A 20,423-nucleotide genomic window follows, 5' to 3' on the forward strand; every position below is an offset into this window, starting at 1 on the left:
GCCCTACTTGACGATCGGGTAGCCGGCGTCTTTCCAGCCGCGGAAGCCGCCGTCCATCGAGATGACGTTGGTGTAGCCCATTTTCTGGAGGGTTTCGGCGGCGAGGGCGGAGCGGAAGCCGCCGCCGCAGTAGAGGATCAGCTCGGCATCCACGTCCGGGAAACGTTCCTCGATATCGCGTTCGATGATTCCTTTGCCGAGGTGCTCGGCGCCGGGGAGGTGGCCGGCCTGCCATTCGTGGTCTTCGCGAACGTCGAGCAGCACGAAGGTATCGCCTGCTTCCTGGCGCGATTTGACGTCCTGAACCGTGCATTCGCGGACATTGACGCGGACCGAATCGACCAGGTTGAGAAAGCGGGGGGAGTGCTTGGCCATGCCGGGCGGTTCCTGTGGTTGTGGTCGCGGATGAATTCGACTCGTTCCCAGGCTCCGCCTGGGAACGCCCTCTTCCGAGGCTCTGCCTCGTCTGCTGCACGTGAACGGGCGATGAAGAGGACGCAGAGCGTCCAAAGAGGCGTTCCCAGGCGGAGCCTGGGAACGAGGATCGTTCCAGGAGCTCCAGATTACGGTGCGGAGCGCGGATCTGGTAGCGCGTTGCGCCGACTGGCCGATTTCCGACTCTCGGGCTAGACTTGCGGCACGAATCTGATCGCGAGCTACTCCGCCGCCAGTCGGGCGTTTCATGATCGTCGTTTCGCAATTGAGACGCGAGTTTTCCGCGGGAGGCCGGACGCTGACCGCGGTCGATGGTCTGTCGTTCACGGTCCAGGCGGGAGAGGTCTACGGACTGCTGGGGCCCAATGGCGCAGGCAAGACGACGACCCTGCGGATGATTCTCGGGCTGCTCGAACCCACCTCCGGCGAGGCCATTGTCGGCGGGCATCGGGTCACGGAAGCCCCCGAAGCGGTCAAACGGAGTATCGGTCTGGTGTCGGCGAGCGCCGGGCTCTACCCGATGCTCACCGCCCGCGAGACTTTGCGGTTCTTCGCGGATCTCTACGACGTTCCGCCGGAGGTCGTGACCGAGCGGATCGAACGGCTCGCCGATCTGCTCGATTTCCGGCGGTTTCTGGACCAGCGGTGTTCGACGCTGAGCACCGGGCAGAAGCAGCGGATTACGCTGGCGCGGGCGCTGGTTCACGATCCGCCGGTGATGCTGCTGGACGAACCGACGCGCGGTCTCGATGTCGTGGGGACTCACGTGGTCTTCGAGTACATCGCCCGGCTGCGGGCTGAGGGGCGGGCGGTCATCGTCAGCACGCATCGCCTGGAAGAAGCCGCGCTGGTCTGCGACCGCATGGGGCTGCTCAACCGCGGCGTGCTGCGTTACGAAGGGACGCTGGCCGAGCTGCAGGCGGCGACGGGGCGGCCGACGCTCTACGAAATGTTCCTCGATCTCTTGAACGCTCCCCGGACCGAGGGAGCCGCGCATGGAGTCGCCTGAGCCGGAGATGCGCCGACTTGCTCCGGCCGCCGCACGATGGACGCCGCGCTGGATGCGGCTGGCGGCGAAGGAGCTGCGCGAGATCCTCCGGGATCGCCGGACGCTGCTGACGCTGCTGCTGATGCCGTTGCTCGTGTATCCGCTGCTCGGCGTGTCGTTCCAGAAGGTGATGTTCTCGCAGATCGATCCGGGCGTCCGGGTGGAGCACACCGTCGTCTTCGAAACCACGCATGCCGCCCAACTGTTTGAAGGTCGTTTCCGGGACGGAGACCAAATCCTCAAGCGGCGACGGGGCGAGGTCGCCTCTCCGACGGAAACGCCGGACGCAGCCAAGCCCGTCGACCGTCCGAAGCTCCGCTTCCTGACGCCTGAGGGCTCCGAGCAGCGGCTCGACGTGGAGGAGCAACTCCGCGAGCGGATGGCGGAACTGGGAGTGAAGGTCGTCCCGGCCGATGGAGACGCCGGCAAGGCGGGGGCCGTCCAGTGCGAGCTGATCGCGGTCGCCGGCTGGCAGAATTCGCGCGAGGCGCGCGAGTATGTCGAGGAACGACTGCTCGCGGTCAACGACGCCTATGCCCGGACTGTCCTGAGAGAGTACGCTCCGCAGGTCTTTCTGCCGCTCGAACTGTCGCGACGGACGATTGCCGGGGAATCGGGGCCGGCGATCTCCCTGGCGGCGCTTGCCCCGCTGATCCTGATTCTGATGACAGTCACCGGCGCGGTCTATCCGGCGATCGACCTGACGGCGGGCGAGCGGGAACGCGGGACGCTCGAAGCGCTGATCTCGGCCCCAGTCCCCCGCTACGAACTGCTGCTGGGCAAGTATGTCGCGGTGCTGACCGTTGCGATTCTGACGGCGATCGCCAACTCCGTGGCCATGATCGGCACGCTGTACTCGATCGGCCTCGATAAACTTCTGCTCGGGGACGGCGGATATCAGCCAATCGTCTTCGTGCAGCTCTTCGGACTGCTGGTGCTGTTCGCCGGGTTCTTCTCGGCGGTGCTGCTGATCCTGACCAGCTTCGCCCGCAGCTTCAAAGAGGCCCAGGCGTACCTGATTCCGCTGATGCTGCTGTCCCTGGCGCCGGGGGTCTTCAGCCTGCTGCCTGGGCTGGAGTTCACGGCCGCGCTGGCGGTCACGCCGCTGATCAACATTGTGGTCCTCGCCCGCGATCTGCTCGACGGCCGGGCGAACCCGGCCCTGGCGGCGACGGCGATTCTGTCGACGGCGCTCTACACGGCGGGGGCCCTGGCCTGGGCGGCGCGGGTTTTCGGGACCGACGCGATGCTCTACGCCAGCGAGGGGACCTGGAAAGACTGGCTCCGCCGGCCGGAGCACGTCGCAGCCGGTCCGACCTGGCTGCAGGGGCTGTTTTCGCTGGTGGTGCTGTTCCCTGCGTTCATTCTGCTCGGCGGCCTGCCGGCCCGGTGGTTTGAGCATGCCCCGCCGCTGATGCTGGTCGGCACGAGCACGGTGACGATCCTGCTGTTTGCGCTGTGGCCGGCCGCGTTCGCGTTCTGGACGCGGATTCCGCAGACAAAGGCGTTTTCGCTGGCGCCGGTGCGCTGGACGGGGTTTGCGGGTGCGGCTCTGCTGGGGGTCTCGCTGTGGCCGTGGGCGTATGAGCTGGAGATCTGGCTGCTGCCTGCGGACCGGTTGGAGATGCTGGAAGGCTTTTCGGAACGGATTGCGGCGTTCCTGAAGGCGGTGCCGTTGTGGGGCCGGCTGGTGGCGCTGGCGCTGGTTCCGGCGGTCTGCGAGGAACTGTTCTTCCGCGGCTGGCTGTACGCCGCGATTGCGACGCGCTGCCGGGCGGTGGGGACGATCGTGATCACGGGGACGCTGTTTGGCGTGCTGCACGTGGTGGTGCGGGACTCGGTGCTGTGGGAGCGTTTCTTTCCGACCTGTTTTCTGGGACTCATCCTGGGGGTCGTGCGCTGGCGGACCGGGAGCGTCCTGCCGGGAATCCTGCTGCACGTGTTGCACAACGGCCTGCTGCTGTCGCTGTCGGATGCGCCGAAGTGGATCACCCGCTGGGGGCTGGATGTGGAGGGCCGGCAACATCTGCCGGCGGGGTGGCTGATCGGCGCGGCGGTGCTGACGGTTGCGGGCGCCTTGCTGATCGCGATTCGGGTCGGTTCAACGCGGGATCGTGAAACGCCTCCGTCCTGAACGGCGCTCAGTGGCGGACTGGAAAACTGTCGCGACTGTCGTGCTGGCAGTTCGCGGCAGATGTCCACGCTTTGGAGCGTCTGTCAAGCTGGGGGACGTTGCGGCGGCGCATCGTCACCGCATTTTTTGCGCAAAGCCCCCATTCTTTGTTTGACGCCGTCCGCCGATAAGGTAGAAGACGCTGCGTCTCGGACCGCCATTCCCCGGCGGCCGTCTCTCGATGTCGTGAACTTCGGGCCAGTTTCACGGCTTCTGTTTCTCTTTTTCTCGTTGTCATCCCTTCGTCTCAGGTCTCCGAAGACTCGGCAGACCTCGATCCAGGAAAGGCCCCCTGATGCCGTTTTGCAACACACGGTTCTTGCGCTGCGCCCTGTTGACCGGTCTGGTTGCCGGCTCGATCCTCGTCCCGGCGGCGCCGGCCGAGAGTGCCGCCCCCGGGAAGGTGGATGTCCTGATCGCCTTCCGCAAGGTCCCCGGCCAGGCCGAGCAGAATCTGGTCAAGGCGAACGGCGGAACCGTTCGTCGCACGTACCAGATCGTGCCGGCGTTTGCGGTGGAGTTGCCGATGAAGGCGGCCGAAGCGCTCGCCAAGCACAAGGACGTGGCGATCATCGAGCCGGACGGACTGATCGAGGCGGTCGACGCCGAGCTGGATGCGGTCTGGGGCGTCAAGAAAATCGGCGCGGGAATCGCCCACACGAGCAACCCCGCCTACAAGGGCCTCGGGATCAATGTGGCGGTGATCGATTCCGGCGTGGATTACAACCACGCCGATCTCAAGCCGAATTACCGCGGCGGGTATGACTTCGTGAATAACGACAGCGACCCGATGGACGACAACGGGCACGGGACGCACTGCGCCGGCACGATTGCGGCGGCGGACAACGACGCGGGCGTGGTGGGGGTGGCCCCGTCGGTCAATCTGTATGCGCTGAAAGTTCTCGATGCCACGGGAAGCGGCTCGTACAGCAACATGATTGCCGCGCTCGACTGGTGCGTGAAGAACAGCGTGCCGATCGACATTACGAATAACAGCTACGGGAGCAGTGCGAATCCCGGCAGCATCGTCGAGACGGCGTTTATTAACGCCCACAACGCGGGGATCCTGAACATCGCCGCTGCCGGGAACTATGGCACGTCCGCCGGGACGGAAGACAACGTGATTTATCCGGCCCGGTACGCCTCGGTGCTGGCGGTGGGGGCGACGACCAGCGGCGACGTGCGGTCGTCGTTCTCGTGCACGGGGCCGGCGGTGGAGCTGGCGGCGCCGGGTTCGAGCATCTACTCGACGCTGCCGGGTGGGCGATATGGGTACTACTCGGGGACATCCATGGCGTGCCCGCACGCCGTGGGGGCGGCGGCCGTGCTGCTGGAAGCCGGTCGCGGCCAGTACGGCGCTTCGGCGACGAATGAGTACATTTGGGACATGCTGAAGGCTTCGGCCCTGGACCTGGGAACGGCCGGTTCGGACACGTGGTACGGATCGGGCCGGGTGCAGGTGGATTACGGCGTGGCCACAGTCGGTCTGACCGCCCCCAGTGCCCCCGCTCCGGCCCCAGCACCTGCGCCGACTCCGCCGCCCGCGATTATTGGTATGAAGGTCAAGTCAATTGCCTATGCCGCGGTGGGCGCCAAGAAAGCCGATCTGCAGGTGACCGTGACGATCGTCGACCAGAACGGGACAGCCGTCACGGGAGCTGTGGTGTCGGCCGCGATCAAGTGCAGCACGGTGGCGACGACGTACGGCGGCACGGCGACGACCAACACCAAGGGGCAGGTGGTTTACAAGATCTCGAAGGCCCCGAAGGGAACTTGGACGACGACCGTCAGCAATGTGACGAAATCGGGTTACCAGTGGGATCAGAGCTCGCCGGCGAATTCGTACCAGAAGAAGTAATCGGTCGACTTCGCAATTGAGCTGACCAGCACGGCGGCAGCAGTCGGGAATGACTGCTGCCGCTGTTTCGTTGCTGGCACTCGTCAGGATCATCGCGGCGCCGGCGGTCCGGGCATGGACTGCGACGCCTCGTGTCACGATCGCGTGATCAATCCGCGGCGCCCGAGCGATCACGGGCCGCCGGCAGCGTCCGTGACGATCGAATCCAGGCGTCGATGCGAGACATCCATCAATGCAAGCGGGCTGCCGAGATGGCCGCCCGCTCCGAAGTTGAAATGCGTTCGCGAGTCCAGCTACGCGACTTGCGTTTTTGCCTGACGACGGCGACGCAGGGCGCTGACCGCCATCCCGATCCCGGCGAAACCGGCAAGGGCAAGGGAAGTCGGTTCGGGGACGATGTCGCCTTGGTCATCGATCGTTGAATCGGTGGTGTTAACGCCTCCCAAACGAATCTGCTTGATTTCTGAAAGGTACTTACCAGTGACGAATGTTCCGGGCGTTATTCCTGGGATGAGTGATTCAACAGTGACTTTCGTAATCTGCTCGCCGGCATTGCCAATGATGCGAAATCGTGCCGGCTGTTCGAACGGCTGCGGTTTCTCGAACGTCGCAACGCCTGTCGCACCGTAATTGACGGTGATCTTGATCTTGGACCCATCCGGGCCGGTCGAAGGATTGAATCCGAGCTCAAATTCAAGATCGCTGAACGAGAACATCGGGACGTAATCTGGGCTCCGGTCATTCGCGGCGTGGGGCATAAAATACACGCTGCTGAAGAACATCTGATTTGGTCCTCCCCCCTGAGAGCTGATCTCGGTAATCATCGCCTGCCCACCTTCAATCTTCAGGCTTAGAGTGGCATCGACGCTTCCGATGTCGACAACTGCGTTCACATTCGGGTTCATCATGTTCACGTAACCTTCAACGACCGGCCCGTCAGAGATCAGTGGGCTTGATCCGTTACCTATCAGGTTGTAGTGGTTGCCCGACCCGCCGTTGTATTCGAAAACGATTGTCGCACGCGCCTCGCCGCCGATCGCGATGAATAGCATCGCAATCAATCCCCCAATGGCCCGTCTCATTTCCTCTGTCCCTTTGCCCCGCAAATGCAACTCATCCTGGCCCGCTCCTAGCCCGCTGACCGGACATCCCTTCCCGTTCGACAACCGTGCGAAGACCGGTTGTCTGATTTGAGATCGTGCCGGCCGCGAAAGCCTTTCGCAAGCGTAAGAATTCCGGAAAACGGCATAAACCGTACAAATCCCTAGGCACCCCGTCGGCGAATGCCAAGAAATCGCATGGACGCGGGAGTGAACAATTCAGATTTCGCGTCTTTTGTCTCAGAAGTCGCATCGCTGACTGGACTTGGCGCGGACGACATCCCGTTGCCGCGAGCGGTGCATGCAGAAACGAAACGTCCCGGAACCAGCGCGAGGCCGATGCCGGGACGTCGAATGACGCGGTGTCTGAAAGAGAGCCCCCGTTACTCGTGACGCATGGCGCTCTGGCCCTTGATGAGCGTGTTCTTCATGTAGCTGGGCGGCAGCAGCGAGACTTTGCTGAAGGGGACCTGGACGGTGACCGTGATCAGGTCCCGGCTGTTCGATGACGCCAGGCTGTTGTTCGGATCCGGGTTGCCGGTCGCCGGCGTGATCGTGATCGTCGTCGTGACGTCGCCCGGCGAGACGCTCAGACTCTGCTGCAAGAAGGACGTGACGCCGGAGGTGACTTCGGTGTTGGTCGAACCGGTCAGGACCGCCATGCGCGTCGCTTCGCGTGCGGCGTTAACGACCATGTTCGAGACCATCATGCCGCGGCCGAACTCGATGACGCCCATCAGCAGCAGGACGAACACCGGCAGCACCACGGCCATTTCGACCATCGCGGCGCCTTCGCGCGGGCGACCCTGGATGGGAGGGCGGGGTGGCAAATGTTTCATAGTCCGCATGGCCTTTCCAGTGCTGGCGATTGCTGGCGGAGAGTCGAGCGGCCCGCTCCTATTGACGAGTTCGCGACGCGCGCAGACCCGCCGTCTAAGTCACCTTAAGTCGCGAGAGTCGTGCGTCAAACTGGGAGTCCATAATCCGTCGAAATCGTGAATCCGGAAGTTCCGGTTGCAGAGGATCGGCCGTGGCGATCAGTGCTGCGAACAGGTCTGCTGCGGTGAGTGACAGTACCGTCCGTAGCGGTTATTGCGGGCGGCTTGTCCACATCCCGCGGATCATCCGATCTGGGGCCACGCTATTTCGCGAAAAAGAATTGGCGTCTGTTTGACGGACGCGAACTGCGACCTAGTCTTGCGCGGGACAGTGTCGACTGGAAGCTGGCCGCAGGAATTGCGGCTCCCCTTGGATCATTCCCTCGATCCTTCAGCACCGCGAGCGGGCCAGCTCGCGCCAGTGGACTGTCATGAGGAAGAGGAGGCGTCGCCGTGCGGTCGCTTCCGGGAAGATCATTGCGGAGCTGGATTCCGCCAGAGGATATTCGAGGGAGAGGCCAATATGCTCAGAGTTCCGGATGCTTCGCGGAGCCTGACTCGACACCGCTTGACGATGCTGTCGCTCGTCCTGGTCGCCATCGCCACGCAGTCCGGCTGGTCGACGGACGTCGCCGTGCCGACCGAGGTGGACCGGATCGAAGAAGACTGGTCTCTCCTGCTGGGCGAGCCGGATGTGGAGAATGACAGTCCGCAGATTCTCAACGTGATTTCGCCGTTCGGCACGACTGAAGGCGAACACGCGATCTTTGAGCTGAATCACTGCACTCAGCCGGAGTATCTGAGCGGAGGGCTGCAGTTGCAGCGGTGGACGGGGCCGGACACCTGTGTCGCAACGACCCGCACCATCGACCGCGGGACGCTGGCGATCCCGGCGGAAGAGATTACTTACACGATGCGAATGACGCTCCGTGACGGGACGCTCTACTACTCGGTCCGGAACGGAACGAGCCAGACGTGGGGGACGTTCGGCGACTACGGCCAGTATCGGCTCTCGGTTCCGACGACCGCAACCACGCTCTCGGGTTACCGCCCCGATTTCTCGGCCACCGAGTCGAAAGTCTCGTTCGGTTCGCATCGGGTCAAGACCTTCAAGATCAAGCAGATTCGCTACTACTCGCTCGGGAAACTGGTTGCGACCGATTCGACGGAACGCGTCGTGCATCAGTACGACGCCACGAGTGCCGAGGCCACGATTCCCGTGGTCGAGGAAACGCCGTAGTTTCGGCCAGCGAAATGCCGCATCGCGGCGTTCCGCGCAACCCTTGCTTCAATCTCTCGACGGGAGATGTGCCATGCGTCGAATGATCCCCGGTTCGCCACGCAACGCGTCGCGCGCCCGGTCCCGCCGGTCCGGAAACATCGTGGTTCTGACCGCGCTGCTGATCACGTTCCTCTTTGCCCTGGTGGCGTTCGCCGTCGATCTGGGATACGTCTCGCGGACAAAGACGCAACTGCAATCGGCAGTGGATGGTTCCGCGCTGGCTGCGGCGATCGAACTGGGGGACGGCCTTGGTTTTGGCCCAAAGCTGACGCCGTCGACGGCGGCGGCGTTCGGGCGGACGGCTGCCACATACGTTGCCGACAAGAATCCCAACGGGGACCAGAACAGCACGACGATTCAGACCGCGACCGACATGCAGTTTGGTCAGTACGACTGGAATGCCGCTTCCGGCACGTGGGAAAAGAGGTGGGACGCCACGCCCTACAATCTGGTCAAGGTGACCGTCCGCCGCGATGGCGCCGGGTCCAAGGGAAGCGGCCCGCTGCCGCTGCTGTTCGCGCCGGTCATCGGCTACAAGTATTCGAATCTGAACGAGACTGCCTATGCCGCGCTGCGGGTCGGCGTCGGGATCCAGCTCAAGCCCGGCAGCGGACTGACCGCCGATGTGCTGCCGATTGCGCTCGATCTGGGGAGTTGGAACAACCTGATGGCGGGAATCGGCAGCGACATTTACGCGTTCAATACGACGACAAAAGCGATTTCCTCCGGTTCGGATGGCGTCAAGGAGATCGATCTGTATCCATACGGCGTCAACTCCCTTCCGCCCGGCAATCGGGGTACGGTGGACCTCGGCGACCCCAACAACAGTACCGCGGATCTGAAACGCCAGATTCTGCATGGACTCAACGAAACGGACTTGTCGTACTTCGGCGGCAAGCTGACGACCGACAACGGACCGCTCTACATCAACGGCGACACCGGCATCAGCGCCGGCATCAAGGCGGATCTGGAGGCGATCAAGGGGCAGCCGCGACTGATTCCGCTGTTCACGGCAGTCTCCGGCCCAGGGAACAACGCGACGTACACGATCGTGAAGTTTGTTCCCATCCGCATTCTCTACGTGCAGTTAACGGGCAGTAACAAACGAGTCATCGTGCAGCCGTGTCCGTTCGTCAGCCACGCGGTCATTCCGGGCAACGCGCCGATCGCCGTCGACAGTTACTTCACGCCGCCGCGGCTGGTGAAGTAAACCACGACGCGCCGCCAGATCATGCTCTCGGAATCGCACCGTCGACGATGCTCTATTCGGGCTTCGTCTCGGGAACTTCGATCCGGCAGCAGCCGAGATTGAGGAACTGCTTCGCGCGTCCGGAGGCCTGTTCCAGCAGATCCTTCCGCAGGCTGTAGACCATGAAGCGGCCTTCCCGGCGGACGGTCACGAGGTGGGCGTGCTTCAGGATGCCGAGGTGGTGCGAGACGGTGACGACCTCGGCTTCGAGAAACTCGGCGATATCGCCGACGGTCATTTCGCCGTGGCGGAGGACATCGACGATCCGCAGCCGCAGCGGTTCGCTGAGAGCCTTGAGCTGGTCGGCGCAGGACTGCGCCTGGAAGGTATCTTGATCCACGACGGAAGCCTGCGTGGGAACGACGGGTTCGCAAAACGGGACAGATTTGCAGCAGCGGCGATGATAGTCCCGCCGACGCGGTCCGGCAATTCCGCCGGGCCGTCCCGAGCGGCGGGGGAAGACCTGCCGGATGGACGGGCGATTCCCACAACTGGGGAAGTCGACGTCGAAGGTCGGACCAGGATTGCATCGCGCGGAAGTCGGCCGTAGTTTAGGGGCGTGGACATCAAGCCGGTCGAGAATCTCTGCAGTCTCCGAGGCATTCGGAGCGGAAACAGATGGATTTCACCCGGCATTTTCGAAGCGAGCGATTCTGGGCACGCCGACTGACTGGTCTGGCGATGCTTCTGGGGGTCTGCGCGTCGCTCGTTCCGCTGCCGGTGTTTTCAATCCCGACCGGCGGTAAAGATCGTTCGCAGCCATTTCCCTGCCAGAACCGGCCGTGCGGCTGTCGGTCGGCGGAGCAGTGCTGGAAGAAGTGCTGTTGCTTTACCAACGCGCAGAAAGTCGCCTGGGCGAAGTCGCAAGGGGTCAACGTCCCGGAGTTTGTGATTGCCGCCGCGCGCAGCGAGCAGCCGCGGAAGCTGGCTGCCACGGGCGGGTGCGAGAAGTGCCGCAAGGCGGACCGCCCGCTGTCGCTCGCCGGAAAGAGTGCAAAGTCGAGGCCGACTTCCAAGGGAGATTCGACGACACAGGTCGTCGTGATTGCCCTGATGCAGGAGTGCCAGGGGAGCTCCTGGTTCTGGAATGCCTTACCCTGGTGCACGCCATTCTGTCCCCCTGAGATCTCGGGGCCCGGGCTGTTGCCCGGCGCCTGGGAACACGCGGGTTCGGACGTGGTGGTTTCGATCGCCGTTCGACCGCCGGTGCCGCCGCCACGCGTTGCGGCTTCGCTGTTCTCTGCGGTCTGATTCCGCGCTGCTCCCCGGTCTGCGATGACGGCCCCATCGAGGGTGTTTTGCGCAGCCGGTGCGAGCGATCTCCTGCGGCGTCTGCTCGCACGCTCACACAGGACCCCGGGCTTGGTGTCCACAACGCAGGGTCTTCGTTCCTGTCGTGAGCGTGCCAACATTCGCCGCACGTCGATCGTTGACGCTTTGCGGATTGTCGGCCGCTGCCCCTGACTCCACTTCCGCCCCGGTTCGAACCGTTGCGCTCGTCGTGCGCGCAGTCGGCGACCGAAGGTGCGCCCAGACATTGCTCGCAGGAACTTCCAAGATGCCTCGAACACAACTCCCTGCGGTCCGTGCACGGCACGGATTCACGCTGATCGAACTGCTGGTGGTCATTGCGATCATCGCCATCCTGATTGCACTGCTGCTCCCCGCCGTTCAACAGGCGCGCGAAGCGGCCCGGCGGACGCAGTGCAAGAACAATCTCAAGCAGATCGGCCTGGCCCTGCACAACTACGAGAGTACTCATGCGACGATCCCCAGCTTCTATTCCTACGGGTCCGCGAACTCCGGTTCGTATTCGGTGCAGGCGCAGTTGCTCCCGTACATGGACCAGGCGTCCCTGCACAATCTGATCGACTTCAGTCTGAAACCGCAGATCGGCTGCTGCCCCGGCGACGTCAATCCTCCGCAGGTCAACCTGGTCAAGACTCCCCTGTCGGTGTTCCTGTGCCCCAGCGATCCAGGGCCGGCGACGTTCGAAGTCAAATCCGGAACCACCGGGGGTGCGACCGGCGCGACGTTTACGTATGCCGGAACCAATTACCACATCAATCAGGGGACGGCGGTCGGGACCAACTATGACGGTCGCGCGCCGACGGATGGCCTCGTCTGGACGAACTCCAAGGTGCGGTTTGCCCACATCGCCGACGGGATGAGCAACACCGCGGCCTTCTCGGAGTCGATCTTTGGTTTCCCCGTTCAGACGGTGTCCGCGCCGACGAACGACATGGAACGTCGTCGCAGTTACATCAACGTGTCGTGCGTCTGGACGTCGAGCACGGTTCCACCGGCGACGCCGGGGCTGGCGAACGGTTATCGGCCGCCGAACAACCCGGCCGACTTTGAAGCGGCGACGGTCGCGATCAGCCGCGGCTGGGCGGGGCAGCGGGGGGCCGGCTGGATGCATGGGCGCGAGTACTGGACCGCGTACCACCACTACCACAATCCGAACAGCGACGTGCCGGACATGGGGACGTGCGGCAACGGGATTTTCGCCGCGCGCAGCTATCACGTCGGGGGCGTCCACACGCTGATGTGCGACGGCGCGGTCCGCTTCGTCAGCGAGAACGTCGATCTGCCGATCTGGCGCGCCGTCGGGACTCGCGCCGGCGGGGAGACGATCGGCGAGTTCTGATGTTCGTCTGCCGTTCCCTCTAGCCAGGAGACTCGCTCATGGTTTCCAGCTCGCTGTCGCGTTCAGCCTGGTTCCGGCGACTGCAGGTCGAGCTTCAGCTCGATCTGCTGGCCCTGGGAATCTGCTTCGTCGCTCTGACTGCGACAACGTCCTTCCGACAGCTTCCACCGGCGGACGCGAATGCTACGGACGCGGCTGCGAGATGTACGACGCCAGCCGCCCGAGTCCCCGAAGTTCATTCATCATCGACCAAGGAATGTCCAGCATGCAATTCGCCGTTTCGTGGATTCTCGCCGCCGCTCTGGCGGCCGCGCCCGAGTCGTGGCCTGCGTTTCTCGGACAGGGCGCCAGCACGGTCGACCCCGCCTCGATCCCGGCCAAGTGGTCGCCGGATGAAAACATCGCCTGGAAAACGAAACTGCCCGGCAAGGGGCAGTCGAGCCCGGTGATCCTGGGCGACACGATCTATGTGACGTCGATCGACGGCACGATGAAGGAGCGCTGCCAGATCGTGGCGCTGCAACTGGCTGACGGCGCGATCGCCTGGCAGCAGACGTTCGAGTCGTCGCAGCCGGTCCGCAGCAACTACTTTCAGAGCCGTTCGGCCCCCACGCCGATTGTCGACGAACACGGTGTGTATGCCTTCTTCGAGACGGGGAATCTCGTCGCGCTGTCTCACGACGGTGAAGTTCTCTGGCAGCGATCGCTGACGGAAGACTACGGACCGTTCGAATCGACCATCGGACTGGCGGCGTCGCCGCTCCAGGCGGGCGATTCGCTGGTGCTGCTGATCGATCATGAAGGTCCGTCTTACCTGCTGGCGGTCGACAAACGGACCGGCGAGACGCGCTGGAAGACCGATCGCGACAGCCGGACCAGTTACTCGTCGCCGGCCCTCGTGCCGGTCGGCGATTCGCAGCAGATCGTCTGCAGCTCGGCCGGTTCGCTGGACGGCTACGAGCCGGCGACGGGGAAGCAGCTCTGGACGGTGACCGAGAACATCGGGGGGAACCGCTCCGCGACCCCGCTGGCGATCGGCGACGGCCGGTTCGTGATCGCCGCCAGCCCCGGGATGCACAACGAGAATGAGGCGGAAGCGCGCCAGACGAACGGCATTGTCGCGATCGAGCCTGACGGCGACGGGTTTCAGGCGAAGGTCGTGTGGCGGACGGAAGAAGCGATGCCGGCGTTCAATTCGCCGACGGTCTACCGGGGGTTGGCCTACTGGGTGAACCGGGCGGGGGTCATCTTCTGCTACGACGCTCAGACGGGCGAGAAACACTACGCCAAACGGATCGGGCAGGGGTGCTGGGCGACGCCGGTCGGAATCGGCGACCGGCTCTACATCTTCGGCAAGGATGGACTGACGACCGTGTTGGCAGTCGGCCAGGAGTTCGAGGTCCTGGCGGAGAACCAGCTCTGGAACGCCGAGGAAGCCGGCAATGAGGCCGTGGCCCGCAATCGGGCCGCCGGTCGCGAGGAAGGCGCTGAAGGCCGAACCGGCGGCGGACGTCCGTCGGGGAACCGCGCAGAAGGCGGCTCTCCCGCGGGGGCAGAATCGTCGGGACAGCCTGGTCGCGAGGCTGGCGGTCAACGACCTGCCATGACGGCTGAGGAGCGGGAACGCAATCGGGTGCAGGGTGAAAACCGATTCGCCGATCCCGTGCAATACGGCGTCGCAATCGTCAACGGCAGTCTGATCATCCGCACGGGCGAATTCGTCTACTGCCTCCGCAATGCGTCCGCCAGACCCTGAACCGAACCGGCTGGCCCCGCCGTGCGATCCATATTCCACGGCGGGGCAGTCGCCGGCCCCTCGAAGGATCTTCCCCGATGAGTCTGATCCGTGTTCCGGTCGCCCTGCTGGGAGTGTGCCTGCTCTCCGTGGCGAATGCGGGAGTGAACTACGAAGAGGAACCGATCAACTACAGCGAGGCGACGCCGGAAAACCGGGTGTCGCGGCTGCAGCAGCGGCTGGGTTCCAGAGAAGTGACGCTGGAGCACCGCGGACCGCAGGGATACTTGCGAGCCGTGCTGGCAGCGCTGGAGATTCCGGTTTCGTCGCAGGTCCTGACGTTCGCCCGCACGAGTCTGCAGGACGACAAGATCGGGCCGCGCACTCCGCGGGCGATCTACTTCAGCGACGACGTCCATCTGGGATACGTGCAGGGAGGTTTGCTCGAGATCGCCGTCTCCGATCGCCGGCTGGGAATGGTATTCTATACGGTCTCGCAGGATGCCGGGAAGCCGGCCTCGTTTCAGCGACGGACGAACAACTGCCTGACCTGTCACGGCGCGGCACGGACTCGCAACGTCCCCGGCGTGCTGGTCCGTTCGGTCCATCCCGACCCGGACGGTCATCCCGTGATCAGCGCCGGGAGTTTCGTGACGACGCACGCCAGTCCCCTCGCTCAGCGCTGGGGCGGCTGGTACGTCACGGGGACTCATGGCGACCAGCGGCACCTGGGAAATTTCACGCTGCCGGATAACAAGAAGCCCAGGCAAATCGACAACGCAGCGGGTCAGAACGTCACCGATCTCTCGGGCCGATTCGATGTCGGGCAGTACCTGTCGCCGCACAGCGATCTGGTCGCGCTGATGGTTCTGGAGCACCAGACGGCGACTTACAACGTGCTGACCCAGGCCGGTTTTGAAGTCCGGTCTGCACTCTACGAACAGGACCGGGGTGCGACCGTCACCGAGGCCGAGCTACAGCAGCGGATCGACAAGTCGGCGGAGCTGGTTGCGAAGATGCTGTTGTTCGAGGGGGAAGCGAGTCTGACAGCGTCGATTCGGGGTACGTCGGAGTTTGCCGCGGAATTCGCCGCACGCGGCCGGCGGGACAGTCGGGGACGGTCGCTCCGCGAGTTCGACCTCGCCCGGCGAATGTTCCGCTTTCCGTGCAGCTATCTGATCCAGTCCGACGCCTTCGCGGGCCTGCCGGAGCCGCTGCGGCAAGCGGTCTTCCGTCGGCTCCGCGCTGCGCTGAACAACGACCAGTCTGCGACCGACGATCCCCTGTTCACGGCCAAAGAACGTCGGGCTGTCAGCGAGATTTTGAGCGAGACCGTTCCAGGCTGGAGCGAGGCCGTGCGGCCGTAGTCGAACTGCGGACGCATTGCCGTCTCTAACCGACCGCAGGCGGATTCCGCTCGCCGAAGCCGCGCTGATGCCAGTACGGATAGGCGGGCGTGGTGGCGCTCGCCGCATCGAGCTTTGCGACCTGATCGGGCGTGAGATTCCAGCCGACGGCCCCCAGATTCTGGCGGAGCTGCTCCTCGTTGCGGGCGCCGATGATGACCGTGGCCACCGTCGGCCGCTGCAGCAGCCAGTTCAGCGCGATCTGCGGGACCGTTTTCTCGGTCTCGACGGCGACAGCCTCAAGCGCATCGACCACATTGTAGAGGAGTTCGTCCGGGATCGGGGGGCCAACATCGACGGCCACTTTCGATTGCAGCCGGCTCGATTCCGGCAGCGGCTGACCCCGGCGGATCTTGCCCGTCAACCGGCCCCAGCCCAGCGGGCTCCAGACGACTGCGCCGACCTTCTGGTCCAGTCCCAGCGGCATCAGCTCCTGTTCGTAGTCGCGGCCGACGAGCGAGTAGTAGGCCTGATGGGCGACGTAACGCGACCAGCCGTACTTTTCGGAAATCGCCAGTGACTTCATCAGGTGCCAGCCGGAGAAGTTGGAACAGCCGATGTAGCGGATCTTGCCCGATTTCACCAGCCCGTCCAGCGTCGAGAGCGTCTCTTCGATCGGAGTCTTTGCGTCGAAGCCGTGGAGCTGAAAGAGATCGATGTAGTCCGTGCCGAGTCGCTGCAGGCAGCCGTCGACGGCGCGGGTCAGATGGAAGCGCGACGAGCCGACGTCGTTGGGGCCTTCGCCGCTGCGGAAGGTGGCTTTGGTCGAGATCAGGACCTTGTCGCGTCGGCCTTTGATCGCCTGGCCGAGAATTTCTTCGGCGAGTCCCCTGGAGTAGATGTCCGCGGAGTCGAACATCGTCAGGCCGGCTTCGAGGCAGATATCGATGAGCCGGGTCGCTTCGGCGACATCGGTCGCGCCCCACGCCTTGAAGAGTTCCGTCGAGCCGCCGAATGTTCCCGTTCCGAGCGTCAGCGCCGGCACCGAAAAACCCGAGCCGCCAAGCTGTCGATATTCCATGATCCTGCCTCGATTGCCACTCGCCGGTGAACTCCATCCCCGCCACGACGCCCCTGAGCCGGGATTCGCACCTGCCCACAACGGTAGGCGCGGTTCGGCGGATCGTCAACTCGGCTCTCCAAGGATGCCTGAAGTTCGCGAAAGCGGGCGGTTTCGTCGTCCCGGCGGGCGTGCTACGCTGCCCGGACGGGGCGATGTCTCGCTGCGAGGCCGCTTCGGAGAACTATGCGCCAGTGACATCGAGGAGTCAGCATGACAGAGCAGCCTGTTGCATCGGACCATTTCCCCGCCGCAGAATCAACGGCCTCCGCCGTTCCGCGCAGAAGCTTTCTGGCCGCGGCGGCCGGGGCGCTGGGTCTGACGGCCTCCGCGGCATTCGCCCGCGACTACGGTCCCGGCGCTGCGCCGGTTCGCTATCCCGATCCCGACCTCGTCGCCCTCGATCCGCGCTTCAAAAAGTACGCTCTCGGCAATTCGCCGATTCAGCGGCTGTATCACAGCGACCAGATGCTGTGGGCGGAAGGCCCGGCGTGGAATGGCGTGGGTCGTTATCTGCTCTGGAGCGACATCCCGAACAACGTTCAGCTCCGCTGGCTCGAAGAAGACGGTCACGTCACGACGTTCCGCAATCCGGCGGGAAACAGCAACGGGAACACGTTCGATTTCCACGGCCGGCAGATCTCGTGCGAGCACGGCAACCGCCGGGTGGTCCGCTACGAATACGACGGCAGCGTGACCGTGCTGGCCGATCAGCACGACGGCAAGCCGCTCAATGCTCCGAACGACGCGGTGGTCCACCCGAACGGCGACATCTGGTTCACCGATCCGGGGTACGGGAGCCTGATGAATTACGAGGGGAACAAGGCTCCGAACATGTCGACGCAGCCGTACCAGAAGGAAGCGGTCTATCGAATCGACGGGAAGACGCTGAAGCTGGAAAAGGTCACCGACGAGATCTACAAGCCAAACGGCCTGTGCTTCTCGCCCGACTACAAGAAGCTGTACGTCGCCGACACCGGGGCTTCGCACTACGCGGACGCGCCGAAAAACATCAAGGTCTGGGACGTCGTCGACGAGAAGAAGCTGACGAAGGGGCGCGAGTTTGCGTCGATGAAGCTGGCCGTCAGCATCGGTCAGGGTCCCGACGGAATGCAGGAGAAAGCCGGGCTCGCGGACGGGATCCGCTGCGACGTCGACGGCAACATCTGGGCCAGCGCCGGCTGGGTGGGGGCCGGGTACGACGGCGTCCACGTGTTCGAGCCGACGGAAGGGGTCCGGATCGGGCAGATTCTGCTGCCGGAGATCTGCAGCAACGTCTGCTTCGGGGGGACGCGCCGCAACCGGCTGTTCATGACCGGCAGCACGTCGCTGTATGCGGTCTACGTCGAGACCCGCGGCGCACACATCACCTGATAGCCGCTGGGCAGGCTCCCGCCTGCTGGAACGTGTTTGCGAGTGAAAGGCCCTGCCGGCGCAACAGCGCCGGCAGGGTCTTTGTATGTTGAGCGCGGAGCGGGTCAGCGATCGCTGTGTTGCGCCGGGGCGGGCATGCAGCGAAATCGCCAAGGCGGCTCCGGTGCGAGCGAAGCGAGCGACGTCGGCGATTCCCGGGTTGCTGGATGGAACTCTGCGCAGGGACGAATTGGCAAGTCGATTGCAGAACGCGTCGTAGTTTGCGGTCCGGCCCGATGCGTGAGTCCACGTCAGGCGTCGTCGCCGACGACGAGGACGGCCATGAAGGCCTTCTGGGGGATTTCGACGGCGCCGAATTGTTTCATGCGCTTCTTGCCTTCCTTCTGCTTTTCCAGCAGCTTGCGCTTGCGGGAGATGTCGCCGCCGTAGCATTTGGCGGTGACGTCTTTGCGGAGGGCGGAGATCGTTTCGCGGGCGATCACGCGGGCGCCGAGGGCCGCCTGGATCGGGATCTCGAACTGGTGCCGGGTGATTTCTTCCTTGAGCTTTTTGCAGACGGCCCGGCCGCGGCGCTCGGCCACGGAGCGGTGGACGATGCAGGCCAGGGCGTCGACCCGTTCGGCTTTGACGAGGATATCCATCTTCACGAGGTCGGCGGCTTTGAAGCCGATGACTTCGTAGTTCATCGTGCCGTAGCCCTGCGTGATGCTCTTGAGCCGGTCGTACATGTCGAAGACGATCTCGGCGAGCGGCAGTTCGTAGGTGAGCTGCGCCCGCTTGGGGCCGAGGTACTCGGTGTTGAGATACGTCCCGCGACGGTCGGCGCAGAGCTGCATGATGGAGCCGATCCGTTCGGACTGCAGAATGAACTGCACCCGGGCGATCGGTTCGCGGAACTCTTCGACCTGGCCCGGATCGGGAACTTCCTGCGGGTTGTTAATGACGACGACTTCGCCGCTGCGGAGCAGGACCTCGTAGGTGACGTTCGGCGCGGTCTGAATCAGGTCGACGTCGGCTTCCTGTTCGAGCCGCTGCTGGATGATCTCCATGTGCAGCATGCCGAGGAAGCCGCAGCGGAAGCCGAAGCCGAGGGCGTCGCTGGTGTCGGGCTGGAACGAGAAGCTGGCGTCGTTGAGACACATTTTGTTGAGCTCGTCGCGGAGCTTCTCGAAGTCGGTCGCATCGATCGGGTACATGCCGCAGAACACCATCTGCTGCGGAATCTCGTAGCCGGGGAGCGCCTGGGTGGCGCGGTTGTGGAAGTCGGTCACGGTGTCGCCGACGTGCACGCTGCCCAGCTCCTTCACTCCCGAAATGAAGTACCCCACCTGCCCGGGGCCGAGGTCTTCGCAGGGGGCCATGTCGGGTCGGAACTGGCCGACTTCGAGGACGTCGTGGGCCGTGGCGGCCTTCATGAAGTAGATCTTCTGGCCCTTGCTGAGCGTCCCTTCCATGACCCGGATGTACGTGATGACGCCGCGATAGGTGTCGTACTTGCTGTCGAAAATCAGCGCCCGGAGCGGCGCCTTGGGATCGCCTTTCGGCGCGGGAATCCGTTCGATGATCGCCTTGAAGCACTCTTCGATGCCGATGCCGGACTTGCCGCTGGTCATCAGGCAGTCGGTGGTGTCGAGCCCGACGACCGACTCGATCTCATCGAGCACTTCCGGGATGCGGGTGATCGGCAGGTCGACCTTGTTGACGACGGGGATCACTTCCAGGTTGGCGTTGATCGCGGCGTAGGCGTTGGCGACCGTCTGGGCCTGCACCCCCTGGAAGGCGTCGACCAGAAGCAGGGCCCCTTCGCACGCTGCCAGGCTGCGGGAGACTTCGTAGTGGAAGTCGACGTGGCCCGGCGTATCGATGAAATTGATCTCGTACTGCTGGCCGTTGTAGGTGTAGTTAATCGCGACCGCCCGCGCCTTGACGGTGATCCCCCGCTGGCGTTCGACCTGCAGATCGTCAAGGACCTGGTCGCGGAATTCGCGTTCGGTGATTGCGCCGCTCTTGAGGAGCAACTGATCTGAAAGCGTGCTCTTACCGTGATCGATGTGGGCCACGATCGAGAAGTTGCGAATGAAGCGCTGATCAAACATGGGGAATTCTGTGGCGTGTCCCCGGACCGCTGCCCGGAGATGAGGATGGCTGGGACTGTGCGCGGACTTTCCCCGCTTC

At 64.0% G+C, this 20,423-nt stretch carries 16 protein-coding genes; 10 read left to right on the forward strand and 6 right to left on the reverse strand.

The features are described 5' to 3' along the window. Nucleotides 1–3: 3 nt before the first annotated feature. Nucleotides 4–375 carry a rhodanese-like domain-containing protein gene (locus tag SH412_RS00070; RefSeq protein ID WP_336521456.1) on the reverse strand — a complete coding sequence of 124 codons (372 nt, stop codon included), beginning with the start codon at nucleotides 373–375 and terminating at the stop codon, nucleotides 4–6. A gap of 307 nt (nucleotides 376–682) precedes the next feature. On the opposite strand from SH412_RS00070, the gene SH412_RS00075 reads away from it, so the two are divergent. The 3 genes from SH412_RS00075 (at nucleotide 683) to SH412_RS00085 (ending at nucleotide 5,514) form a co-directional block, all read left to right on the forward strand. Continuing rightward, nucleotides 683–1,444 (forward strand): ABC transporter ATP-binding protein, encoded by a 762-nt coding sequence (locus tag SH412_RS00075; RefSeq protein WP_336521457.1) that lies wholly within the window; start codon nucleotides 683–685, stop codon nucleotides 1,442–1,444. Further along, nucleotides 1,431–3,617: an ABC transporter permease subunit/CPBP intramembrane protease gene (locus tag SH412_RS00080; protein ID WP_336521458.1), complete on the forward strand. Its 2,187-nt coding sequence runs from the start codon at nucleotides 1,431–1,433 to the stop codon at nucleotides 3,615–3,617. Before SH412_RS00075 ends, SH412_RS00080 begins: the two co-directional genes overlap by 14 nt. Before the next feature lie 334 nt (nucleotides 3,618–3,951). Then, complete coding sequence (locus tag SH412_RS00085; protein ID WP_336521459.1) at nucleotides 3,952–5,514, forward strand: S8 family serine peptidase; 1,563 nt, start codon at nucleotides 3,952–3,954, stop codon at nucleotides 5,512–5,514. 293 nt (nucleotides 5,515–5,807) lie between these two features. Here the strand turns inward: SH412_RS00085 and SH412_RS00090 are convergent, their stop codons facing one another. Then, a complete protein-coding gene (locus SH412_RS00090) occupies nucleotides 5,808–6,596 on the reverse strand; it encodes a PEP-CTERM sorting domain-containing protein (RefSeq protein ID WP_336521460.1) in 789 nt (262 codons plus the stop codon). A 401-nt stretch (nucleotides 6,597–6,997) separates the two neighbouring features. Next, nucleotides 6,998–7,462: a TadE/TadG family type IV pilus assembly protein gene (locus SH412_RS00095; RefSeq protein WP_336521461.1), complete on the reverse strand. Its 465-nt coding sequence runs from the start codon at nucleotides 7,460–7,462 to the stop codon at nucleotides 6,998–7,000. Nucleotides 7,463–8,015: 553 nt separating this feature from the next. Here SH412_RS00095 and SH412_RS00100 point away from each other — a divergent pair. Together SH412_RS00100 and SH412_RS00105 are read left to right on the forward strand one after the other, a co-directional pair. Then, nucleotides 8,016–8,732 carry a hypothetical protein gene (locus SH412_RS00100; protein WP_336521462.1) on the forward strand — a complete coding sequence of 239 codons (717 nt, stop codon included), beginning with the start codon at nucleotides 8,016–8,018 and terminating at the stop codon, nucleotides 8,730–8,732. Between the two features lie 73 nt (nucleotides 8,733–8,805). After that, entirely contained in the window at nucleotides 8,806–9,984 is a 1,179-nt protein-coding gene (locus tag SH412_RS00105) for a pilus assembly protein TadG-related protein (RefSeq protein ID WP_336521463.1), read from the forward strand. 52 nt (nucleotides 9,985–10,036) lie between these two features. Here the strand turns inward: SH412_RS00105 and SH412_RS00110 are convergent, their stop codons facing one another. After that, nucleotides 10,037–10,363, reverse strand: coding sequence for an ArsR/SmtB family transcription factor (locus tag SH412_RS00110; protein ID WP_336521464.1), 327 nt, complete (start codon nucleotides 10,361–10,363; stop codon nucleotides 10,037–10,039). A gap of 278 nt (nucleotides 10,364–10,641) precedes the next feature. Between SH412_RS00110 and SH412_RS00115 the strand changes: the two genes are divergently transcribed. From SH412_RS00115 to SH412_RS00130, 4 genes are all read left to right on the forward strand, one after another. Continuing rightward, a complete protein-coding gene (locus SH412_RS00115; protein WP_336521465.1) occupies nucleotides 10,642–11,274 on the forward strand; it encodes a hypothetical protein in 633 nt (210 codons plus the stop codon). Between the two features lie 307 nt (nucleotides 11,275–11,581). Further along, nucleotides 11,582–12,673, forward strand: coding sequence for a DUF1559 domain-containing protein (locus SH412_RS00120; protein WP_336521466.1), 1,092 nt, complete (start codon nucleotides 11,582–11,584; stop codon nucleotides 12,671–12,673). A 265-nt stretch (nucleotides 12,674–12,938) separates the two neighbouring features. Beyond that, entirely contained in the window at nucleotides 12,939–14,429 is a 1,491-nt protein-coding gene (locus tag SH412_RS00125) for a PQQ-like beta-propeller repeat protein (protein WP_336521467.1), read from the forward strand. A 77-nt stretch (nucleotides 14,430–14,506) separates the two neighbouring features. Further along, a complete protein-coding gene (locus tag SH412_RS00130) occupies nucleotides 14,507–15,775 on the forward strand; it encodes a hypothetical protein (protein WP_336521468.1) in 1,269 nt (422 codons plus the stop codon). 25 nt (nucleotides 15,776–15,800) lie between these two features. On the opposite strand, the gene SH412_RS00135 is transcribed toward SH412_RS00130, so the two are convergent. Further along, nucleotides 15,801–16,835, reverse strand: coding sequence for an aldo/keto reductase (locus SH412_RS00135; protein WP_336521469.1), 1,035 nt, complete (start codon nucleotides 16,833–16,835; stop codon nucleotides 15,801–15,803). Between the two features lie 252 nt (nucleotides 16,836–17,087). Here SH412_RS00135 and SH412_RS00140 point away from each other — a divergent pair, with 252 nt between their 5' ends. After that, a complete protein-coding gene (locus tag SH412_RS00140) occupies nucleotides 17,088–18,248 on the forward strand; it encodes an SMP-30/gluconolactonase/LRE family protein (protein WP_336521470.1) in 1,161 nt (386 codons plus the stop codon). Between the two features lie 290 nt (nucleotides 18,249–18,538). On the opposite strand, the gene lepA is transcribed toward SH412_RS00140, so the two are convergent. After that, entirely contained in the window at nucleotides 18,539–20,344 is a 1,806-nt protein-coding gene (gene lepA / locus SH412_RS00145; RefSeq protein WP_336521471.1) for a translation elongation factor 4, read from the reverse strand. Nucleotides 20,345–20,423: the final 79 nt, after the last annotated feature.

Source organism: Planctellipticum variicoloris (genome assembly GCF_030622045.1).
Classification (GTDB): Bacteria; Planctomycetota; Planctomycetia; order Planctomycetales; family Planctomycetaceae; genus Planctellipticum; species Planctellipticum variicoloris.